General features: G+C 59.6%; 17 protein-coding genes. 14 read left to right on the top strand and 3 right to left on the bottom strand.

What is annotated here, in order from left to right:
• Positions 1-141 precede the first annotated feature (141 nt).
• Positions 142-816 carry a TetR/AcrR family transcriptional regulator gene (locus Q0Y02_RS12180; RefSeq protein ID WP_297768686.1) on the top strand — a complete coding sequence of 225 codons (675 nt, stop codon included), beginning with the start codon at positions 142-144 and terminating at the stop codon, positions 814-816.
• Between the two features lie 51 nt (positions 817-867).
• Complete coding sequence (locus Q0Y02_RS12185; protein ID WP_297768689.1) at positions 868-1,893, top strand: lipase secretion chaperone; 1,026 nt, start codon at positions 868-870, stop codon at positions 1,891-1,893.
• Between the two features lie 91 nt (positions 1,894-1,984).
• Here the strand turns inward: Q0Y02_RS12185 and Q0Y02_RS12190 are convergent, their stop codons facing one another.
• Positions 1,985-2,500, bottom strand: coding sequence for an outer membrane beta-barrel protein (locus Q0Y02_RS12190; RefSeq protein ID WP_297768692.1), 516 nt, complete (start codon positions 2,498-2,500; stop codon positions 1,985-1,987).
• 101 nt (positions 2,501-2,601) lie between these two features.
• Here Q0Y02_RS12190 and Q0Y02_RS12195 point away from each other — a divergent pair, with 101 nt between their 5' ends.
• A complete protein-coding gene (locus tag Q0Y02_RS12195; protein WP_297768695.1) occupies positions 2,602-3,210 on the top strand; it encodes an HAD-IA family hydrolase in 609 nt (202 codons plus the stop codon).
• Here Q0Y02_RS12195 and Q0Y02_RS12200 read toward each other — a convergent pair.
• Positions 3,185-4,561 (bottom strand): amino acid carrier protein, encoded by a 1,377-nt coding sequence (locus Q0Y02_RS12200; protein ID WP_297768697.1) that lies wholly within the window; start codon positions 4,559-4,561, stop codon positions 3,185-3,187. The genes Q0Y02_RS12195 and Q0Y02_RS12200 overlap by 26 nt on opposite strands.
• 128 nt (positions 4,562-4,689) lie before the next feature.
• On the opposite strand from Q0Y02_RS12200, the gene Q0Y02_RS12205 reads away from it, so the two are divergent.
• The 11 genes from Q0Y02_RS12205 to Q0Y02_RS12255 all read left to right on the top strand — a co-directional run bounded on the left by Q0Y02_RS12205 (position 4,690) and on the right by Q0Y02_RS12255 (position 14,082).
• Entirely contained in the window at positions 4,690-5,562 is an 873-nt protein-coding gene (locus Q0Y02_RS12205) for a TraB/GumN family protein (RefSeq protein ID WP_297768700.1), read from the top strand.
• Positions 5,563-5,855: 293 nt separating this feature from the next.
• Positions 5,856-6,278 (top strand): TraR/DksA C4-type zinc finger protein, encoded by a 423-nt coding sequence (locus tag Q0Y02_RS12210; protein WP_297768703.1) that lies wholly within the window; start codon positions 5,856-5,858, stop codon positions 6,276-6,278.
• 4 nt (positions 6,279-6,282) lie between these two features.
• Positions 6,283-7,506, top strand: a complete 1,224-nt coding sequence (gene zigA, locus Q0Y02_RS12215; RefSeq protein WP_297768706.1) for a zinc metallochaperone GTPase ZigA — start codon at positions 6,283-6,285, stop codon at positions 7,504-7,506.
• Positions 7,503-8,132 carry a DUF1826 domain-containing protein gene (locus tag Q0Y02_RS12220; RefSeq protein ID WP_297768709.1) on the top strand — a complete coding sequence of 210 codons (630 nt, stop codon included), beginning with the start codon at positions 7,503-7,505 and terminating at the stop codon, positions 8,130-8,132. The genes zigA and Q0Y02_RS12220 overlap by 4 nt, the downstream gene beginning before the upstream one ends.
• 8 nt (positions 8,133-8,140) lie before the next feature.
• A complete protein-coding gene (locus Q0Y02_RS12225) occupies positions 8,141-8,599 on the top strand; it encodes a transcriptional repressor (RefSeq protein ID WP_297768712.1) in 459 nt (152 codons plus the stop codon).
• Positions 8,600-8,907: 308 nt separating this feature from the next.
• Entirely contained in the window at positions 8,908-9,312 is a 405-nt protein-coding gene (locus Q0Y02_RS12230) for a MerC domain-containing protein (RefSeq protein ID WP_297768715.1), read from the top strand.
• Positions 9,290-9,811 (top strand): DUF2796 domain-containing protein, encoded by a 522-nt coding sequence (locus Q0Y02_RS12235; RefSeq protein ID WP_297768718.1) that lies wholly within the window; start codon positions 9,290-9,292, stop codon positions 9,809-9,811. Before Q0Y02_RS12230 ends, Q0Y02_RS12235 begins: the two co-directional genes overlap by 23 nt.
• 2 nt (positions 9,812-9,813) lie before the next feature.
• The gene (locus Q0Y02_RS12240; RefSeq protein ID WP_297768721.1) at positions 9,814-10,515 is read left to right on the top strand and encodes an ABC transporter ATP-binding protein; all 702 of its coding nucleotides are present in this window, start codon (positions 9,814-9,816) and stop codon (positions 10,513-10,515) included.
• Positions 10,505-11,743 carry an ABC transporter permease gene (locus tag Q0Y02_RS12245; RefSeq protein ID WP_297768724.1) on the top strand — a complete coding sequence of 413 codons (1,239 nt, stop codon included), beginning with the start codon at positions 10,505-10,507 and terminating at the stop codon, positions 11,741-11,743. Before Q0Y02_RS12240 ends, Q0Y02_RS12245 begins: the two co-directional genes overlap by 11 nt.
• 1 nt (position 11,744) lies before the next feature.
• A complete protein-coding gene (locus Q0Y02_RS12250) occupies positions 11,745-12,278 on the top strand; it encodes a DUF3299 domain-containing protein (RefSeq protein WP_297768728.1) in 534 nt (177 codons plus the stop codon).
• A 214-nt stretch (positions 12,279-12,492) separates the two neighbouring features.
• On the top strand, positions 12,493-14,082 hold the full coding sequence (locus Q0Y02_RS12255) for an ABC-F family ATPase (protein ID WP_297768731.1): 1,590 nt from the start codon (positions 12,493-12,495) through the stop codon (positions 14,080-14,082).
• A 133-nt stretch (positions 14,083-14,215) separates the two neighbouring features.
• On the opposite strand, the gene Q0Y02_RS12260 is transcribed toward Q0Y02_RS12255, so the two are convergent.
• Positions 14,216-14,812: a GNAT family N-acetyltransferase gene (locus Q0Y02_RS12260; RefSeq protein WP_297768734.1), complete on the bottom strand. Its 597-nt coding sequence runs from the start codon at positions 14,810-14,812 to the stop codon at positions 14,216-14,218.
• Positions 14,813-14,879: the final 67 nt, after the last annotated feature.

Consider the following 14,879-nt stretch of genomic DNA (forward strand, 5'->3'; position numbering starts at 1 on the left):
ATAAGCAAGGAAAGGTTCGCTGTTAACTGTGCACGGATTACGAATAAAGTACTGGAGCCAAGAAAGCTGGCCTTCCTTGGGGGGTGACTGGAAAGGTCGGCCAGTTGTAGTAAAGTAACATGAGTGTTAAGGATAAGAGATATGCAGCCTGCTTCAGGGCAAAAGAAGCGGCGGGGAAGGCCTGCCGGAAAAACCGTGGACACCCGGGAACGCATCATCGACGCGGCCCGGGAGGTATACGGGGAGCATGGCACTTATGGCACCACGGTGGCGTTGATTCTCAAGCAGGCGCAGGTGTCCCGGCCAACCTTCTACAAATATTTTTCCTCGGCCGTGGATGTGATCGACGACATTGTTCGCCTCTGTAACGAGGATGTGGAGCGGTTATTCGTAAAAGTCTTCCAGCAACCGCAAAAAGAATTCTATGACTATCTGCCCATGGCCCTGAGTGGCTACCTGAACTGGGGACGATCACAGGGCCTGCTGATGGAGGCGCGGTTTCGCGAGTTGCATGACCTGTCATCACCGGTTTCGCGGTATCGCGATGAACACAACCAGCGCATCGTTGCCATTTTGCACGACAGTATGGTCAAGCATGGCCGGACGCCGCCGGATGATCTGGCGCTGACCTCCCTGGTACAGGGCATCGAGCATCTCGGTTATCAGTTTTGCATGCAGGCGGAACATACCGAGATGCCCCGATATATTGAGGTCATGGGGCGTTTGTGCATTGCCATGCTGGGCAACCGGCACGACTGGCAGGAAATGATGGCGTCACCGTTCTTCAGTCGCCTGCTGGGCCTGGAGGAACGTTGACGAGAGTGATCAAGGCTGAAAAACCCAAAGAACAACAAAAAGGAAAAGGCCATGGGAAAACGTTACCTTGCGGGTGTGGTTCTGCTTGTACTAATGGCGTCATTACTGATCTGGGGCTTGCCGGGACCCTCTGAACCGGATAGTCCAGAAGATCCGTCGACGGGCAGCGTCAGTAACACCGCTACCGGTCCTGCTGCATCAGTGCCTGCCGACACGACTCGCTATGATCATTACCGCCAGCGGGCTACAGAACTGGGGCCGATACCGGCTTCTCTGAGCGGTACCCGGGTGGACGGCAACCTGCAGGTCAATGCCAGTGGTGATCTGCTTATCAATCCTGCCATTCGCCAGGTGTTTGATTATTTTCTGACGGCGTTGGGCGAAGAGTCTCTCGAGGATATTCAGGCGCGCCTGGCAGGACACTTGGCAGAAGAGTTGCCACCGCAAGCCGCGCAGCAAGCCTGGGCGCTCTATGAGCAATACATGGGGTTGCGCGAAGCCATGGCGCAATTACCGGAACACGATGGCAGTGTGACGGCCATGCGCGCGGCCATTCGCCAGCGTCATGATATGCAGCAGGCCTATCTGGGTCCGGAAGTCGCCGATGCCTTTTATGGTCTGGATATGACCTACGACCGTTACATGATTGAACGGCAGGCGCTGCTTGAGAATGAAGGGCTGTCGGCGGAGCAACGTGACAGGCAGTTGAGCAACCTCGAACAGGACCTGCCGCCGGGCATGCAGCAGATGCTTCATGATACCCGCGCACCAGTATGGCTGGAGCAACGCACCCAGAGGTTGAGGGAGCAGGGTGCCAGCGACGCGGAAATCCGGGCACTGCGGGAGCAGACGTTCGGGGCCCAGGCCGTGGCGCGTTTCGAGGCACTGGAACAACAGCGACAGGACTGGCAGGCACGCTATGAGGCGTATCGGCAGCAGCGCCAGCAACTGATCAGCAGCGGCCTGTCGCACACTGATCAGCAGGTGGCCCTGGCACGGCTTCAGCAGCAGTTATTTGAAGACAAGGAACTGGCCCGGGTGCAGGCCCTGGATCGGATCAACACCCAGACACCCTGAAGACGGTACTGGTAGGAGCTTGCCCGCAGTCGGCCAATCAGGTTTGGCTGCAAGCCGGCTCCTGCAAGCTATTTGCTGACCGGGTTTGTCATCAAAAATGGTAACGCAAACCCGCGCCGATCATATCGACGCCGACATCATTATCGAAATGCACGAACTCGCCATACAGGTACAGCTTGTCGAGCAGATCCACGGTGGCACCGACCCCGCCGAAGGCATCCGTGGATGAATCATCATCCTTGCTGGCGCCATTGCTGATATCAAAATCCGTATCTGCCACACCGGCCTTGCCATAAAGGCCTACCGGGCCCAATTCGAAACTCAGCAGCCCGGCTAGGGTAACGGCACCGCCTTCAATTTTGGTGCCGTTGTCAGCTTCCTGCTTGCCGAAGTCGTAATAGCCCACTTCCGCCCCAAGCAATTCAATGGGGCGCCAACCCAGGAAGAGGGCGCCGGTGGTATCGCTATCGTCAAAGTTCAGGCTGTCCACTTTTTCATCTACGGAGGCGTTGTAGAGTCCGGCGCCGATATAGACGCCGCCAGCGCTGGAGAGAGGGGCCAGTGACAACAAGGCCAATCCGCTGAGTGCTTTTGCAAAGCGTTTCATGAGCATCACTCCTAAATAACGTGAGGGTCAGTATCTCCCAGTTTGATCCTTGTGAATAGCAAGCTTGTTGCTGCTTTCACGTTGGCTCGGGGTACACTGCAATGATGAAAATACCTGACACTAATACGCTTTCCTCGATTCAGGGAGTGATCTTCGATCTGGACGGTACCCTGGTGGATTCGCGTCTCGACTTTACCGCCATTCGTAGCGAACTGGCTTGCCCGGAGGGAGTAGGGGTACTTGAATATATTCAGTTACTCCCTGAGAGTGACCGACGTGCTGCCGAGCAGATTGTTCTCGATCATGAGCGCCGTGGTGCCGAGCGTGCCGAATGGATACCCGGTGCTCGCGAATGCCTGCAGTTTTGTTCCCGCCGTAACTTGCCTACCGCCATTCTCACCCGTAATGCCCGTGAAGTCGCAGACCTGACTATGACCCGTCTGGGAATACAGGTGGATATACTGCTGGCGCGGGAAGACTGCCCGCCAAAACCCGCTCCCGACGGCCTGTTACAGATCGCGGCTGCCTGGAGCCTCAGCCCGAAGCGTCTTGTCTATGTGGGCGATTTTCTTTACGACCTGCAGGCGGCGCGGCGCGCCAATATGATCAGCTGTTTCTATGATCCCGCACTAACCGACAGCTACCCCGACGAAACTGATTGGCACCTTGCCGATTTTGAGCAATTTACCGAGATGCTTGCGACGGCTTGAGATATCGCTTGGCCGCTTGATTGACCTTCGGCGCCAACAGCAGGGCAGAGGTCATAGTGGGAATCGCCATCAGCGCGTACATGGAATCGATCAGGCTCACCACCAGCTTCAGTGATGCCACGGCACCCAACACCACCAGCACCAGATACCACCATATGTAATGGTGCTGGTATTTCGCCCCAATCAAAAAGCCCAGGCACTTGCTGCCGTAGTACCAGAAGGTGAAAACCGTACTCAGGCTGAGCAGGGACACCAGCACTGCCAGAATGACGGCGCCGCCATGGGGGAACAGGTCGCCAAAGGCGTTGGCTGTAAGCGTGACCCCGTCGCTTTCCCCGCTTTGCCAGACGCCGCTGATCAGAATGACCAGAGCCGTGCAGGTGCAGACGATGAGTGTATCGATCACCGGCCCGAGCATGGCGACCATGCCTTCACGCACCGGCTCCTTGGTCTGGGCGGCACCATGAGCCATGGCTTCGGTACCAATACCGGCTTCATTGGAAAATGCCGCTCGGCGAATGCCGGTGATTATCACAGCCCCCACCACGCCGCCGGCAACGGCATTGCCGCTGAAGGCATCCTCGAAAATCATCGCAAAGGCAGCAGGAATGTCGCTGGCATGGCTTGCCAGTACCACAGCTGTCAGCATCAGATACCCCACCACCATGGTCGGTACCAGCATGCCGGTAACCTTGCCCAGCCGGGGCAATTTGCCCAGGGCCACAGCCATTACCAGCAGCGCGAGCACCAGGCCCAGCATCAGGTCAAACGTGAAATGGGCATCGGCGCTGGCCAGGCCGGCGGGGATGGCCAGGGTGTCACGCAGCACCTGGACCAGTTGATTGATCTGGAAGATCGGCATGGTGCCCAGCAGCCCGGCCACGGCGAAGAAATAGGCCAGCGGCAGCCATTTCTTACCCAGCCCTTCGCGCACCACATACATGGGGCCGCCCTGCCACTGGCCTTCACTGTCCTGGCCGCGAAACATCACCGCCAGGGTGCAGGTATAGAATTTGGTGGCTATACCCACCAGGGCACTGACCCACATCCAGAAAATCGCCCCGGGGCCCCCCATGGCGATGGCAAGCGCTACACCGGACACATTGCCCATGCCCAGCGTGCCGGAGAGGGCGGTGCTCAGGGCCTGGAAATGGGAGAGCTGACCGGGATCACCGCGGTCTGGTTTACGCCACAGCAGACGCACGCTTTGCGGCAAATAACGATAGGGCAGTAGACGGGAGTAAAGGAGGAAGAACAGGCCGCCGCCCACCAGTAGCACCACCAGCGGTGGCCCCCAGAGAAAGCCGACAATCTGGCCCATGGCCGTTTCGAGTTGTTTGATCGTATCCATGGGGCTTAACCCTAGCATGCCGCTTGCTGCGCGGTCAGGTCTCTGCAAGGGACGTTGTAATCTTTCTTTTTCTGCGCAAGCTGACACACTGAAAGAAAAACAACGGGGGGATGATGATGGGATTGTGGATGATTCGACGGCTTGCTGTGCTGGTGGTGTTGCTGTCTCTGGCGCCCTGGCTACAGGCGGATCCGGTCTGGGAAATCAGTAAGGATGGTAAACGTATCCGGCTGGGAGCCACCGTGCATTTTCTCCGCCCGGCGGATCTGCCGCCACCGTCAGCCATGCAGCAGGCCTATGACCAGGCGCAGCAGGTGTATCTGGAATCCAATCTGGCCGAATCTGCCTCCCCGGCCTTTTCCCGGCGATTGACGCAGATGATGATGCAGCCAGCTGGCCGTACCCTTAAAGAGGATCTGTCCGATCCGGTCTGGCGGCAATTGCAGGATTATGCCGCCCAGGCCAATTTTCCGCTGGCCACCTACCAGAGCTTCAAGCCGGCCATGGTCTCCATGGCCATGACGGTTCATGAACTGGGCCGTCAGGGCTTTGGTCGGGGTGTTGACGAATACTATTTCACCCGGGCCAACCAGCATGGCAAGGCAATGGGGTTTCTGGAATCCAGCGATACCTTGCTGTCCTTCATGGCGCAGCTGAATGAAGAGAACAGCGACGCTCTGATCGAGTCCTCCCTGGAAGGCATCGAGCACATGGATGGCATGATGGAAGAGGCGGTCAACGCCTGGCGAAAAGGCGATATGGATGGCCTCTACACCTTACTGGGTGCCGATGAAATGGAGGCCGAATATCCCAGTATCTACCGGAACCTGATTATCGAGCGTAACCGCCAGTGGTTTCCGAAAATCCAGCAGGCCATGGCGGCCGATACGCCGAATCTGGTGCTGGTCGGCGCCTTGCATCTGGGTGGCCCGGACAGTCTGCAGGTGATGTTCGAAGAGGCGGGCTACCAGGTCGTGCCTTTCAACGCGGGTTCCGAGTAGGGGAACTGTCAGCAAGTTCGTTCAACGCCCGGGTGAACCAGGCCCGGGTCTGTTGCCAGTGGGATTCCCCATACAGGGCGATAAATTTTCGGGTCATGTGATCGTTTGAATTTTCCAGCGCCGCCAGGCGCTGGTGTATGAAGGCGTTTGTCAGCGCCAGTCCGCAAACCTCAGTAATGCAGTGCCGCCATTCGTCATAACTGGCAGGAATCGGGAAGGCCATGGGCGTGATTTCCGGCAGTGATTGCGTCCATTAAATGTTATGTTATAACATAACTTAAAAGGAGGCCATCATGCCGGACGTGCTCAGTGAAAAGGCCCTGCTCGCCATGCCCGAGGCGGACTACATGAATGACGCCCAGCAGGCATTTTTCCGCGCCCTGTTGCTGCGTCTCGCCAGGGACTGTGAACAGGAGCTGGCCAGTGCCAGGCAGGTATTACAGACCCCGCCCCAGTCGGACCCACTGGATGCGGCCGTGGACGAGGAGGCCTGCCGGCATCAATTGCGCTTTCTGGCCCGACGCCAGGGACTGCTGGAAAAAATCCGCCAGTCCCTGCGGCGTCTCAACAGCGGTGATTATGGCTACTGTGAGATCAGTGGTGAGCCCATCGGGCTGCGCCGATTACTGGCCCGCCCGACGGCGCAATATTGCGCCGAGGTGAAAACCCGGCTGGAAGAAAACGAAAGACACTATGCCCATTCACGAACCGGATAATTCCATGACTACCCAGCAAGCTGCTCCCGCACGCCAGCTACCCGTTACCGTGCTGTCGGGTTTCCTCGGCGCAGGGAAAACTACCGTCCTCAACCACATTCTCAACAACCGTGCCGGCCTGCGCGTGGCGGTGATCGTCAACGACATGAGCGAGATCAATATCGACGCGGCGCTGGTCAGCAATGAGGTGTCCCTGAATCGTGCTGAAGAAAAACTGGTAGAAATGAGCAACGGCTGTATCTGTTGCACGCTGCGCGAAGACTTGCTGCTGGAAGTGACCCGGCTGTCCCGGGAAGGGCGCTTTGATTATCTGGTGATCGAATCCACCGGTATTTCCGAACCCTTGCCAGTGGCGGAAACCTTTACCTTTGAAGACGAAAACGGTGACAGTCTGTCCTCGGTGGCGCGGCTGGATACCATGGTCACCGTGGTGGATGCAGTGAATTTCCTGCGCGACTACCGCAGTGCCCGCACCTTGCAGGAAGACGGTGAAAGTCTGGGAGAGGACGATCAGCGCAATGTGGTGGACCTGCTGGTGGAGCAGGTGGAATTCTGTGATGTGTTGCTGATCAGCAAAACCGACTTGGTCAGCGAGGCAGATTTGGACACGCTCACTGCCACACTGCGGCTGCTTAACCCGGAAGCGCGCATTATCCCCATCAAGAATGGCATGGTGCCCCTGGACGCAGTGTTGGATACCGGTCTGTTCGATTTTGAAAAAGCCCAGCAGGCGCCGGGCTGGCTGAAGGAAATGCGTGGTGAACACTTGCCGGAAAGCGAGGAATACGGCATCAGCAGTTTCAGCTATGAAGCCCGTCGTCCTTTCCATCCACAACGGTTCTGGGAATTTCTGCAACAGCCTTGGCCCTACGGCACGCTGCTGCGCTCCAAGGGCTTCTTCTGGCTAGCCAGCCGCCCGCAATTTGCCGGCAACTGGAGCCAGGCCGGCGAGATTGCCCACCATGGCCCGGCGGGTCTGTTCTGGAAAACCGTACCGGACCACAGCTGGCCCACGGACCCGGAATACCGCGCCATGATCATGGAAAAGTGGCAGGAACCCTTCGGCGACATGCGCCAGGAGCTGGTGTTCATCGGCCACAACCTGCAACCGGAAGCTACCCGCCAGGCGCTGGACGCCTGCCTGCTCACGGAAGAGGAAATGCTCGCCGGGAAGGAACTGTGGCAGCAACTGGAAGACCCGTTCCCGCAGTGGGAGATGGCCGGATGATTGACGCAAAGACCTCGCCAAAGGCCTATGCCGCACCGGGCCTGGTGATGCGCGATGATGCCGGGGTGCTCGCCGATGTGATGATGGACCCGGTGCAGGTCTCTGTCTGGGATCGGCGCAGCCCTATCGATCAGCAGCTTGTGCAGCAGGCATGCAGGAAAAAACTGGCGGTAAAAAGCTGGCTGGATGTGAAAGATTTATCAGCTTCCATCGAATGCTCGCTGCCCGGTGAGGATTTCGCGCCACTGCGTGAGGACCTGGTGCTGCTGGCCGACATGATGGCCTGCCTGTTCGGTGCCACTGGTGTGGGCCTGCGGGTGACGGCCCTGGAAAAACCCATGTGCCCGCGCTTCCATGTGGATCGTATTCCCGTGCGTCTGCTGTGTACCTATGGGGGCCCGGGCAGCCAGTGGCTGCCGGCCCCGTCGGTGCCTGCCGGTCTGCTGGTGCCGGGCGTTGAGCAGGAGGGCCGCTATGCGGTTGATAGCGTGCAACAACTGCAGGCCGGTCAGGTGGCCCTGTTCAAAGGCGACACCTGGCGGGATAATCCGGGCTCGGGCGTGGTCCACCGGTCCCCGCCCGTGTCTCCCGGTCAGCAACGCTTGCTGGTCACACTGGATATATAGGAACTGTCATGAGCCGCACCGACCGTATTCTCGCCAGCGCCGAACAGCATTGCCGCGAGCAGGGTGTGCGCATGACTCCGCAACGTCGTCAGGTGATGATGTTGCTGCTGACCCAGTCCGGCCCGCAGAGTGCCTACCAGTTACTGGACCAGTTCAAGACCCAGTACCAGAGCAACGCCCAGCCGCCCACCATCTACCGGGCGCTGGATTTTCTGGTGCAACAGGGGCTGGCCCACCGGCTCAGCTCCACCAACCAGTATCTGGCTTGCGATCACATCACCTGCCATCACGGTCACCAGGGCACCGTGTTCCTGCTCTGTGACGATTGCGGTGCCGTGCAGGAAACCCCCATGGCGGGGTCGGCCATCAGCGAGTTGCAGCAGAGCATCAACAGCCTGGGCTTCGTGACCCAGCAGAACCCCTTGCTGGAGGTTCATGGCCGCTGCGCGAACTGCAACGTGCATTAAAAAAGCAGGCAGCACTTGTTTATAAACCCCCTATGGCGATAGCGGGGCGCGATTGTTTGCAATCTCTACCTTAGGAGCGTCGCTGGCGGCCCGATAAAAGACCAGGATCAAAGGCATTTTCACCACAGAGGGCACAGAGCACACAGAGAAAAAACCGTCTTTTCCTCAGTGATCTCTGTGCCCTCTGTGGTAAATCCGTCTTTAAGATTTTGGATTGAGCGCGTAGCAGTAGAACGGAACATTATCGAGGCGTTTTTTTCGCGTTGCAGCTTGAAGCTTGCTGTTTTTTAGAAAACCGGGAGACAACCATGTCACGTTTACGTCTGGATCAGGCGGCCATCGCCCTGTCCGGTTTGTGTATGATCCATTGTGTGGCCAGCGTCGCCGGGCTGTTTGCCATTGGCTTGCTGTCGGTGGTTGGTGGGGTGGATGAGCTGTTTCATCAGGCACTTCTGGCGTTGATTGTGCCGGTCAGTGTGCTCGCCATGGTGGTTGGCTATCGCCGACATCGTCGGCGTCGGGTGTTGTTGCCCGGCCTGGTGGCGCTGATGGTGCTGTGCCTGCTGACTGTTTTCGAAGCGGCGCTGCACGACACGCTGTGGGAACCGCTGCTCACCAGCCTGGTCGGAATCTGTCTGGTTGCCACCCATGTGGCGAACATCCGGGCCTGCAAGGAATGTGAGAGTCACCATGAAGAAATTCGTACTGCTTGAGAGCCTGGTCGGGTTATTGCTGTTGGCTGGCAATCCGGCTGTCGCCGCCGAGGTACATCAGCACGGCCTGGCCGAGGCGGCGGTGGTGGTGGAAGGGCAAAGCCTGACCGTCAGTTTCCGCGCGCCGCTGATGGATATTCTCGGCACCGAACAGCCGCCAGTGGATGCCGCCGCCCGGGTCCGTTACGAGGATCGTCTGAAACAGGTAAGCGAACCGCAACCGTCCGCCCAGGCCGACTGCACACTCAGCCATGAAACCCGCACCGGAGTAGCAGTGCTGTTTCCGGATAGTCACCAGCACGACCACGATCATGAGCATCATGCGGACGTGGAAGCGGAATGGACCTTTCAGTGTCAGTCCCCGGACAGGCTCACCGATGTCACGCTGCCGTTTCTGGCGACCTTTTCCGGCCTGACCACCGAGGTGATCCTGTTATTGCCGGCCGGGCAGGGCGCTCTGCGCCTGGCCCCCGGCGACACCCGCATTCCCCTGGAGTAACCGTGGTTCTTGAACTGGATAACCTGCGTTACCAGCACCCGGGACAAGCCCGGCCTTTCATCCATATCGACCACTTTGCCCTGCAGGCCGGTGAGCGGGTGCTGCTCCATGGGCCCAGTGGTTGTGGCAAAAGTACCCTGTTGTCACTGGTGACCGGGATTCGCCCGGCCCGAGACGGTGATATCCGGGTGGCAGGCAAACCGTTCTCCGCCCTGTCGCAACGGCAACGGGACGCCTTTCGGGCGGACCATATCGGCGTCATCTTCCAGGCCTTCAATCTGCTGCCGTACCTGAATGCGGTGGACAATGTCTGCCTCAGTGCCGGCTTTTCCCGGCGACGCTGTGAGCGTGAAGGCGCCAGCAACAACCGGCAGCGCAGGATCGCCGCACAGGATCTGCTCAGCCGCCTGGGACTGGATGCGGCCACCTCGGCCTTGCCGGCCTGGCAGTTGTCGTTCGGGCAGCAGCAGCGGGTGGCCGCCGCCCGGGCCCTGTTCGGCAAGCCGGATCTGATCATCGCCGACGAGCCCACCTCCGCCCTGGATGCTGACAGCCGCGATACCCTGCTGGCGTTATTGTGTGAGCAATGCGAACAGGCCGGCAGCGCCTTGCTGATGGTCAGCCATGACAGCCAGGTGGCGGACCGCTTCCATCGCAGCGTGGCGTTTTCCGCACTGAACGGGGGAGAGCATCATGCTGCCTAGGATCATTCTCGCCTCCCTGCGTACCCGTAAAACCTCGGCGTCTCTGATTGTGGTGGCCATCGCCCTGAGCCTGGTGATGATCGTCGGCATCGAGCGTCTGCGCCATCAGGTACGCGCCAACTTCGCCAGCACCGTGTCCGGTATCGATTTGATCGTCAGCGCCCGTGGCGGCCCCATGAATATCCTGCTGTACAGCGTGTTCCGGCTCAGTGACCCCACTGCCGGGATTCGCTGGGACACGGTAGAGCACCTGGCCGACCACCCGGACGTGAAATGGTGGATTCCCATCGCTCTGGGCGATTCCCATCGCGGTTTCCCGGTGGTGGCTACTAACGACAGTTATCTGGCCCATTACCGCTACGGGCGTGATCAGGCCCTGACGCTGGCAAGCGGCGAGTGGTTTGCAGGGGCGGATCAGGTGGTGCTGGGCAGCGCGGTGGCGCAGCGGCTGGGTTATCGGCTCGGTGACGATATGGTGCTGGCCCATGGTGCCAGTGGCCCGGCCATTATCGAGCACGACAATCATCCCTTTACCGTGGTGGGCATACTGGCGCCTACCGGCACCCCGGTGGATCAGAGCGTGCATATCTCCCTGGCCGGCATGGCCGCCATTCACAGCGGTGGCCAATTTCGTTCCGGGTTGCCGCCCCGACCCGGGCAGCAGTCGGACACCCCGGGTTCCGTGAATGCGGTGATGCTCGGCCTGGAGCGACGCATCGCCGTGCTCAGCCTGCAGCGGGAACTGTCCCGTTACAAAGCCGAGCCACTCAGCGCCATTATTCCCGGTGTCCAACTGCAGCGGCTGTGGCGGATGACGGCGGTGGGGGAAAACGCCCTGCGGGCCACCTCCATGGCCGTGTTGCTGGTGGCCCTGCTGGTGCTGGTGTCCACTATCCTTGCCGCTCTGGAAGGGCGCCGCCACGAACTGGCGGTGCTGCGTGCCGCTGGCGCGGGCCGGCTTGCCGTCTATGGCGTGATTGTCGGTGAGAGCCTGTGCCTGACGGTGATCGGCAGCTTGCTGGGGCTGGCGTTGCTGTTTGTGGCACAGTGGGCGCTGGCGCCGCTGGCCCAGGCGGAATGGTCCCTGCGCCTGCCGGACAGCTTCCTGTCCCTGCGCGAATTGCCGACCCTGGCGGCCATTCTGCTGGCAGGCTCCCTGGCCGGCCTGATTCCGGCGGAAAAGGCCTTCCGAAACAGCCTGGCCGATGGCCTGACCCCGAGGAACTGACATGCGTACCCTGATCATTCTTCTCTGCCTGCTGGTCAGCCTGCCTACCTGGGCGGCCCGCGAACTGGAATGGGACGACCTGGTCCCCGCCGATTACGACGCCAATGTGGTGTACGAGCAACTGTTCAGCAAAATCTATGGCGATAAACCGCCGGAAGACGTGGATGATGGCGATGCCCGTGGCGAGCAGATGATGGATGCCATCGACAAGGCCTGGCGCGAAGCGCCCTTGAAGGCCGAACTGGATAACACCGTCGTGCGCCTGCCCGGCTATGGGGTGCCACTGGATGGCGACGAGGAATACGTGCGCGAATTCCTGCTGGTGCCGTACTTCGGCGCCTGCATCCACACGCCACCGCCACCCCGTAACCAGATCATCCTGGTCAAGATGAAAGGGCAGGGCGTGCCCCTGGATCTGGTGTTCGAGGCCCTGTGGCTGGAAGGCACCCTCAAGGTGTCCAGCCAGGACACCGAATACGGTACCGCCGGCTATGTACTGGAAGGCGAATCCGCCGAGCTGTTCACTGGTTATTAGCACCGTTCTACCCCGTAGGGTGCACTGAGCCTAAGGCGAACTGCACCATCCGGCGTCTGATCGGTGCAGTTCGCCTTAGGCTCAGTGCACCCTACACTCGCTTCTGGCTCTGTCCCGGAGGCGGCTGCTGTGCGACAATGCGCGCGCTTCGCGCACTCCGCCGCCGTTGACGCCTGTCAGCGGCGCTTTTCGCTTTTCCAACCGGTACAAAACATTGCTCACAACCGCCAACCTCACCATGCAGTTCGGTGCCAAGCCGCTGTTTGAAAACGTGTCCGTGAAATTCGGCAACGGCAACCGCTACGGCCTGATCGGCGCCAACGGCTGCGGTAAATCCACCTTTATGAAGATTCTGGGGGGTGACCTGGAGCCGTCCGCCGGGAATGTGTCCAAGGACCCGGACGAGCGCATCGGCAAGCTGCGTCAAGATCAGTTCGCCTACGAGCAATACTCGGTGGTGGATACCGTGATCATGGGCAACGAAGCGTTGTGGAAGATCAAGGAAGAGCGCGACGGCATCTACGCCAAGGCGGAAATGAGCGAGGAAGACGGCATCCGCGCCGGTGAGCTGGAAGCAGATTTCGCCGAGCTGGACGGCTACACCGCCGAATCCCGCGCCGGGGAACTGCTGCTAGGGCTGGATATTCCGGTGGAGCAGCATTTCGGCCCCATGAGCGAAATCGCCCCGGGCTGGAAACTGCGTGTGCTGCTGGCCCAGGCCCTGTTCGCCGACCCGGACATCATGTTGCTGGATGAGCCCACCAACAACCTGGACATCAACACCATCCGCTGGCTGGAAGACGTGCTCAACCAGCGTCAGTGCACCATGATCATCATTTCCCACGATCGCCACTTCCTCAACAGCGTCTGCACCCACATGGCGGATCTGGATTACGGCGAGCTGCGCGTTTACCCGGGCAACTATGATGAATACATGACCGCGGCCACCCAGGCCCGCGAGCGCCTGCATTCTGACAATGCCAAGAAGAAACAGCAGATCGCCGAGCTGAAAACCTTTGTCAGCCGCTTCAGCGCCAACGCCTCCAAGTCCAAGCAGGCGACCAGCCGCGCCAAGCAGATCGACAAGATCAAGCTGGATGAAGTGAAACCGTCCAGCCGCCAAAATCCCTACATCATTTTCGAGCAGGACAAGAAGTTGTTCCGCAACGCGCTGGAAGTGAAAGGGCTGGCCAAGACCTTTGACCAGGAACTGTTTTCCGGCCTGGACCTGCGTGTGGAAGTGGGCGAGCGCATCGCCATCATCGGCCCCAACGGTATCGGCAAATCCACCTTGCTGCGCTGTCTGGTGGGGGAGCTGGAGCCCACCGCCGGGGAAGTGAAATGGTCCGAGAACAGTGAGCGGGGCTATTACGCCCAGGATCACGCCCGCGACTTTGCCGACGATATGGACCTGTTTGCCTGGATGAACCAGTGGGGCCAGGAAAAAGACGACGAACAGATCATCCGCGGCACCCTGGGGCGGCTGCTGTTTTCCCAGAAAGACATCGGCAAATCCGTGAAAGTGATCTCCGGTGGCGAGCAGGGGCGTATGCTGTTCGGCAAGATCATGCTGCAACGGCCCAACATCCTGCTGCTGGATGAGCCCACCAACCACATGGACATGGAATGCATCGAGTCCCTGAACCTGGCACTGGAAAACTACCCGGGCACCTTGCTGTTCGTCAGCCACGACCGGGAATTCGTGTCCTCCCTGGCTTCCCGGATCATTGAAATCACCCCCACCGGGATCGTCGACTTCCACGGCAGCTACGACGATTACCTGAAAAGCCAGGGCGTAGGCTGAAAGGCAAAGTCGGGCGAGTTACGAGTAACGAGTCACGAGGAGCGAAAAGCACCCCGCCGAAATCAGTGAGGTGCTATTCCTCCGTAGGGGGTTGCCTTTCGCAACTCGCTCCTCGCAACTCGTAACTCGCTCGTTAGCTTTTTCCCCGCACCATCGCCCAGTGCCGCACATCCGTTCCCGGCATCACTGCCTCATGCACCACCTCAAACCCGAAACGTCGGTACAGCGATACATTGTCCGGGTTATGGGTATCCAGATAGGCCGGCTGTCCTTCCCGGTCCAGCCTCTCCAGCGTCGGCTGCAACAGCCGTGTGGCCAGCCCCTGGCCCTGCTTCTGCGGATCAATCCCCAGCAATAACAGGTAGGCGTGAGGTTTTTGCATCAGTGCGTCATGCACCTTTTGCATGGCGTCGCCGGCATCCAGCTGCCGTTTCACCGCCGCCGGCCCCTGGCGCAACATGGGCAGGGCACCAAAGCGCACCATCTCCAGCACACTGCGATGCAGCGCCCGGGACGGCAGCCACACGGCGGCGCCGTCTACGGTACCCGGTGTGGTGCAGATTTCTCCCCGGTGATGGGCATGGCAGGCCAGAAAGTGGAAGGTATGGCGTGACAGTGCCAGACGGCGCTGGTCATCCGGGAAGAAATAGCAAAAAAGCGGATCCTGATAAAACGCCTGGCTGAGAACCCGGGCGGTGGCATCAATGCGATGGCGGTCATTTACATTCATGGTCTACTGGGGTCTGCTGAACGACAGCCAAGCATACCGGAAGTGGCGGCGAATGCAGGACCAGCAA

Origin of the sequence: uncultured Alcanivorax sp., from assembly GCF_947258575.1 — a bacterium.
Lineage (GTDB): Bacteria > Pseudomonadota > Gammaproteobacteria > Pseudomonadales > Alcanivoracaceae > Alcanivorax.

Coding starts and splice junctions, on each gene's coding strand:
- Q0Y02_RS12225 (WP_297768712.1), top strand. CDS start 8,141: ATGAGCCGCACCGACCGTATTCTCGCCAGCGCCGAACAGCATTGCCGC.
- Q0Y02_RS12230 (WP_297768715.1), top strand. CDS start 8,908: ATGTCACGTTTACGTCTGGATCAGGCGGCCATCGCCCTGTCCGGTTTG.
- Q0Y02_RS12210 (WP_297768703.1), top strand. CDS start 5,856: ATGCCGGACGTGCTCAGTGAAAAGGCCCTGCTCGCCATGCCCGAGGCG.
- Q0Y02_RS12190 (WP_297768692.1), bottom strand. CDS start 2,500: ATGAAACGCTTTGCAAAAGCACTCAGCGGATTGGCCTTGTTGTCACTG.
- Q0Y02_RS12205 (WP_297768700.1), top strand. CDS start 4,690: ATGATTCGACGGCTTGCTGTGCTGGTGGTGTTGCTGTCTCTGGCGCCC.
- Q0Y02_RS12195 (WP_297768695.1), top strand. CDS start 2,602: ATGATGAAAATACCTGACACTAATACGCTTTCCTCGATTCAGGGAGTG.
- Q0Y02_RS12250 (WP_297768728.1), top strand. CDS start 11,745: ATGCGTACCCTGATCATTCTTCTCTGCCTGCTGGTCAGCCTGCCTACC.
- zigA (WP_297768706.1), top strand. CDS start 6,283: ATGACTACCCAGCAAGCTGCTCCCGCACGCCAGCTACCCGTTACCGTG.
- Q0Y02_RS12185 (WP_297768689.1), top strand. CDS start 868: ATGGGAAAACGTTACCTTGCGGGTGTGGTTCTGCTTGTACTAATGGCG.
- Q0Y02_RS12235 (WP_297768718.1), top strand. CDS start 9,290: ATGAAGAAATTCGTACTGCTTGAGAGCCTGGTCGGGTTATTGCTGTTG.
- Q0Y02_RS12200 (WP_297768697.1), bottom strand. CDS start 4,561: ATGGATACGATCAAACAACTCGAAACGGCCATGGGCCAGATTGTCGGC.
- Q0Y02_RS12260 (WP_297768734.1), bottom strand. CDS start 14,812: ATGAATGTAAATGACCGCCATCGCATTGATGCCACCGCCCGGGTTCTC.
- Q0Y02_RS12220 (WP_297768709.1), top strand. CDS start 7,503: ATGATTGACGCAAAGACCTCGCCAAAGGCCTATGCCGCACCGGGCCTG.
- Q0Y02_RS12245 (WP_297768724.1), top strand. CDS start 10,505: ATGCTGCCTAGGATCATTCTCGCCTCCCTGCGTACCCGTAAAACCTCG.
- Q0Y02_RS12180 (WP_297768686.1), top strand. CDS start 142: ATGCAGCCTGCTTCAGGGCAAAAGAAGCGGCGGGGAAGGCCTGCCGGA.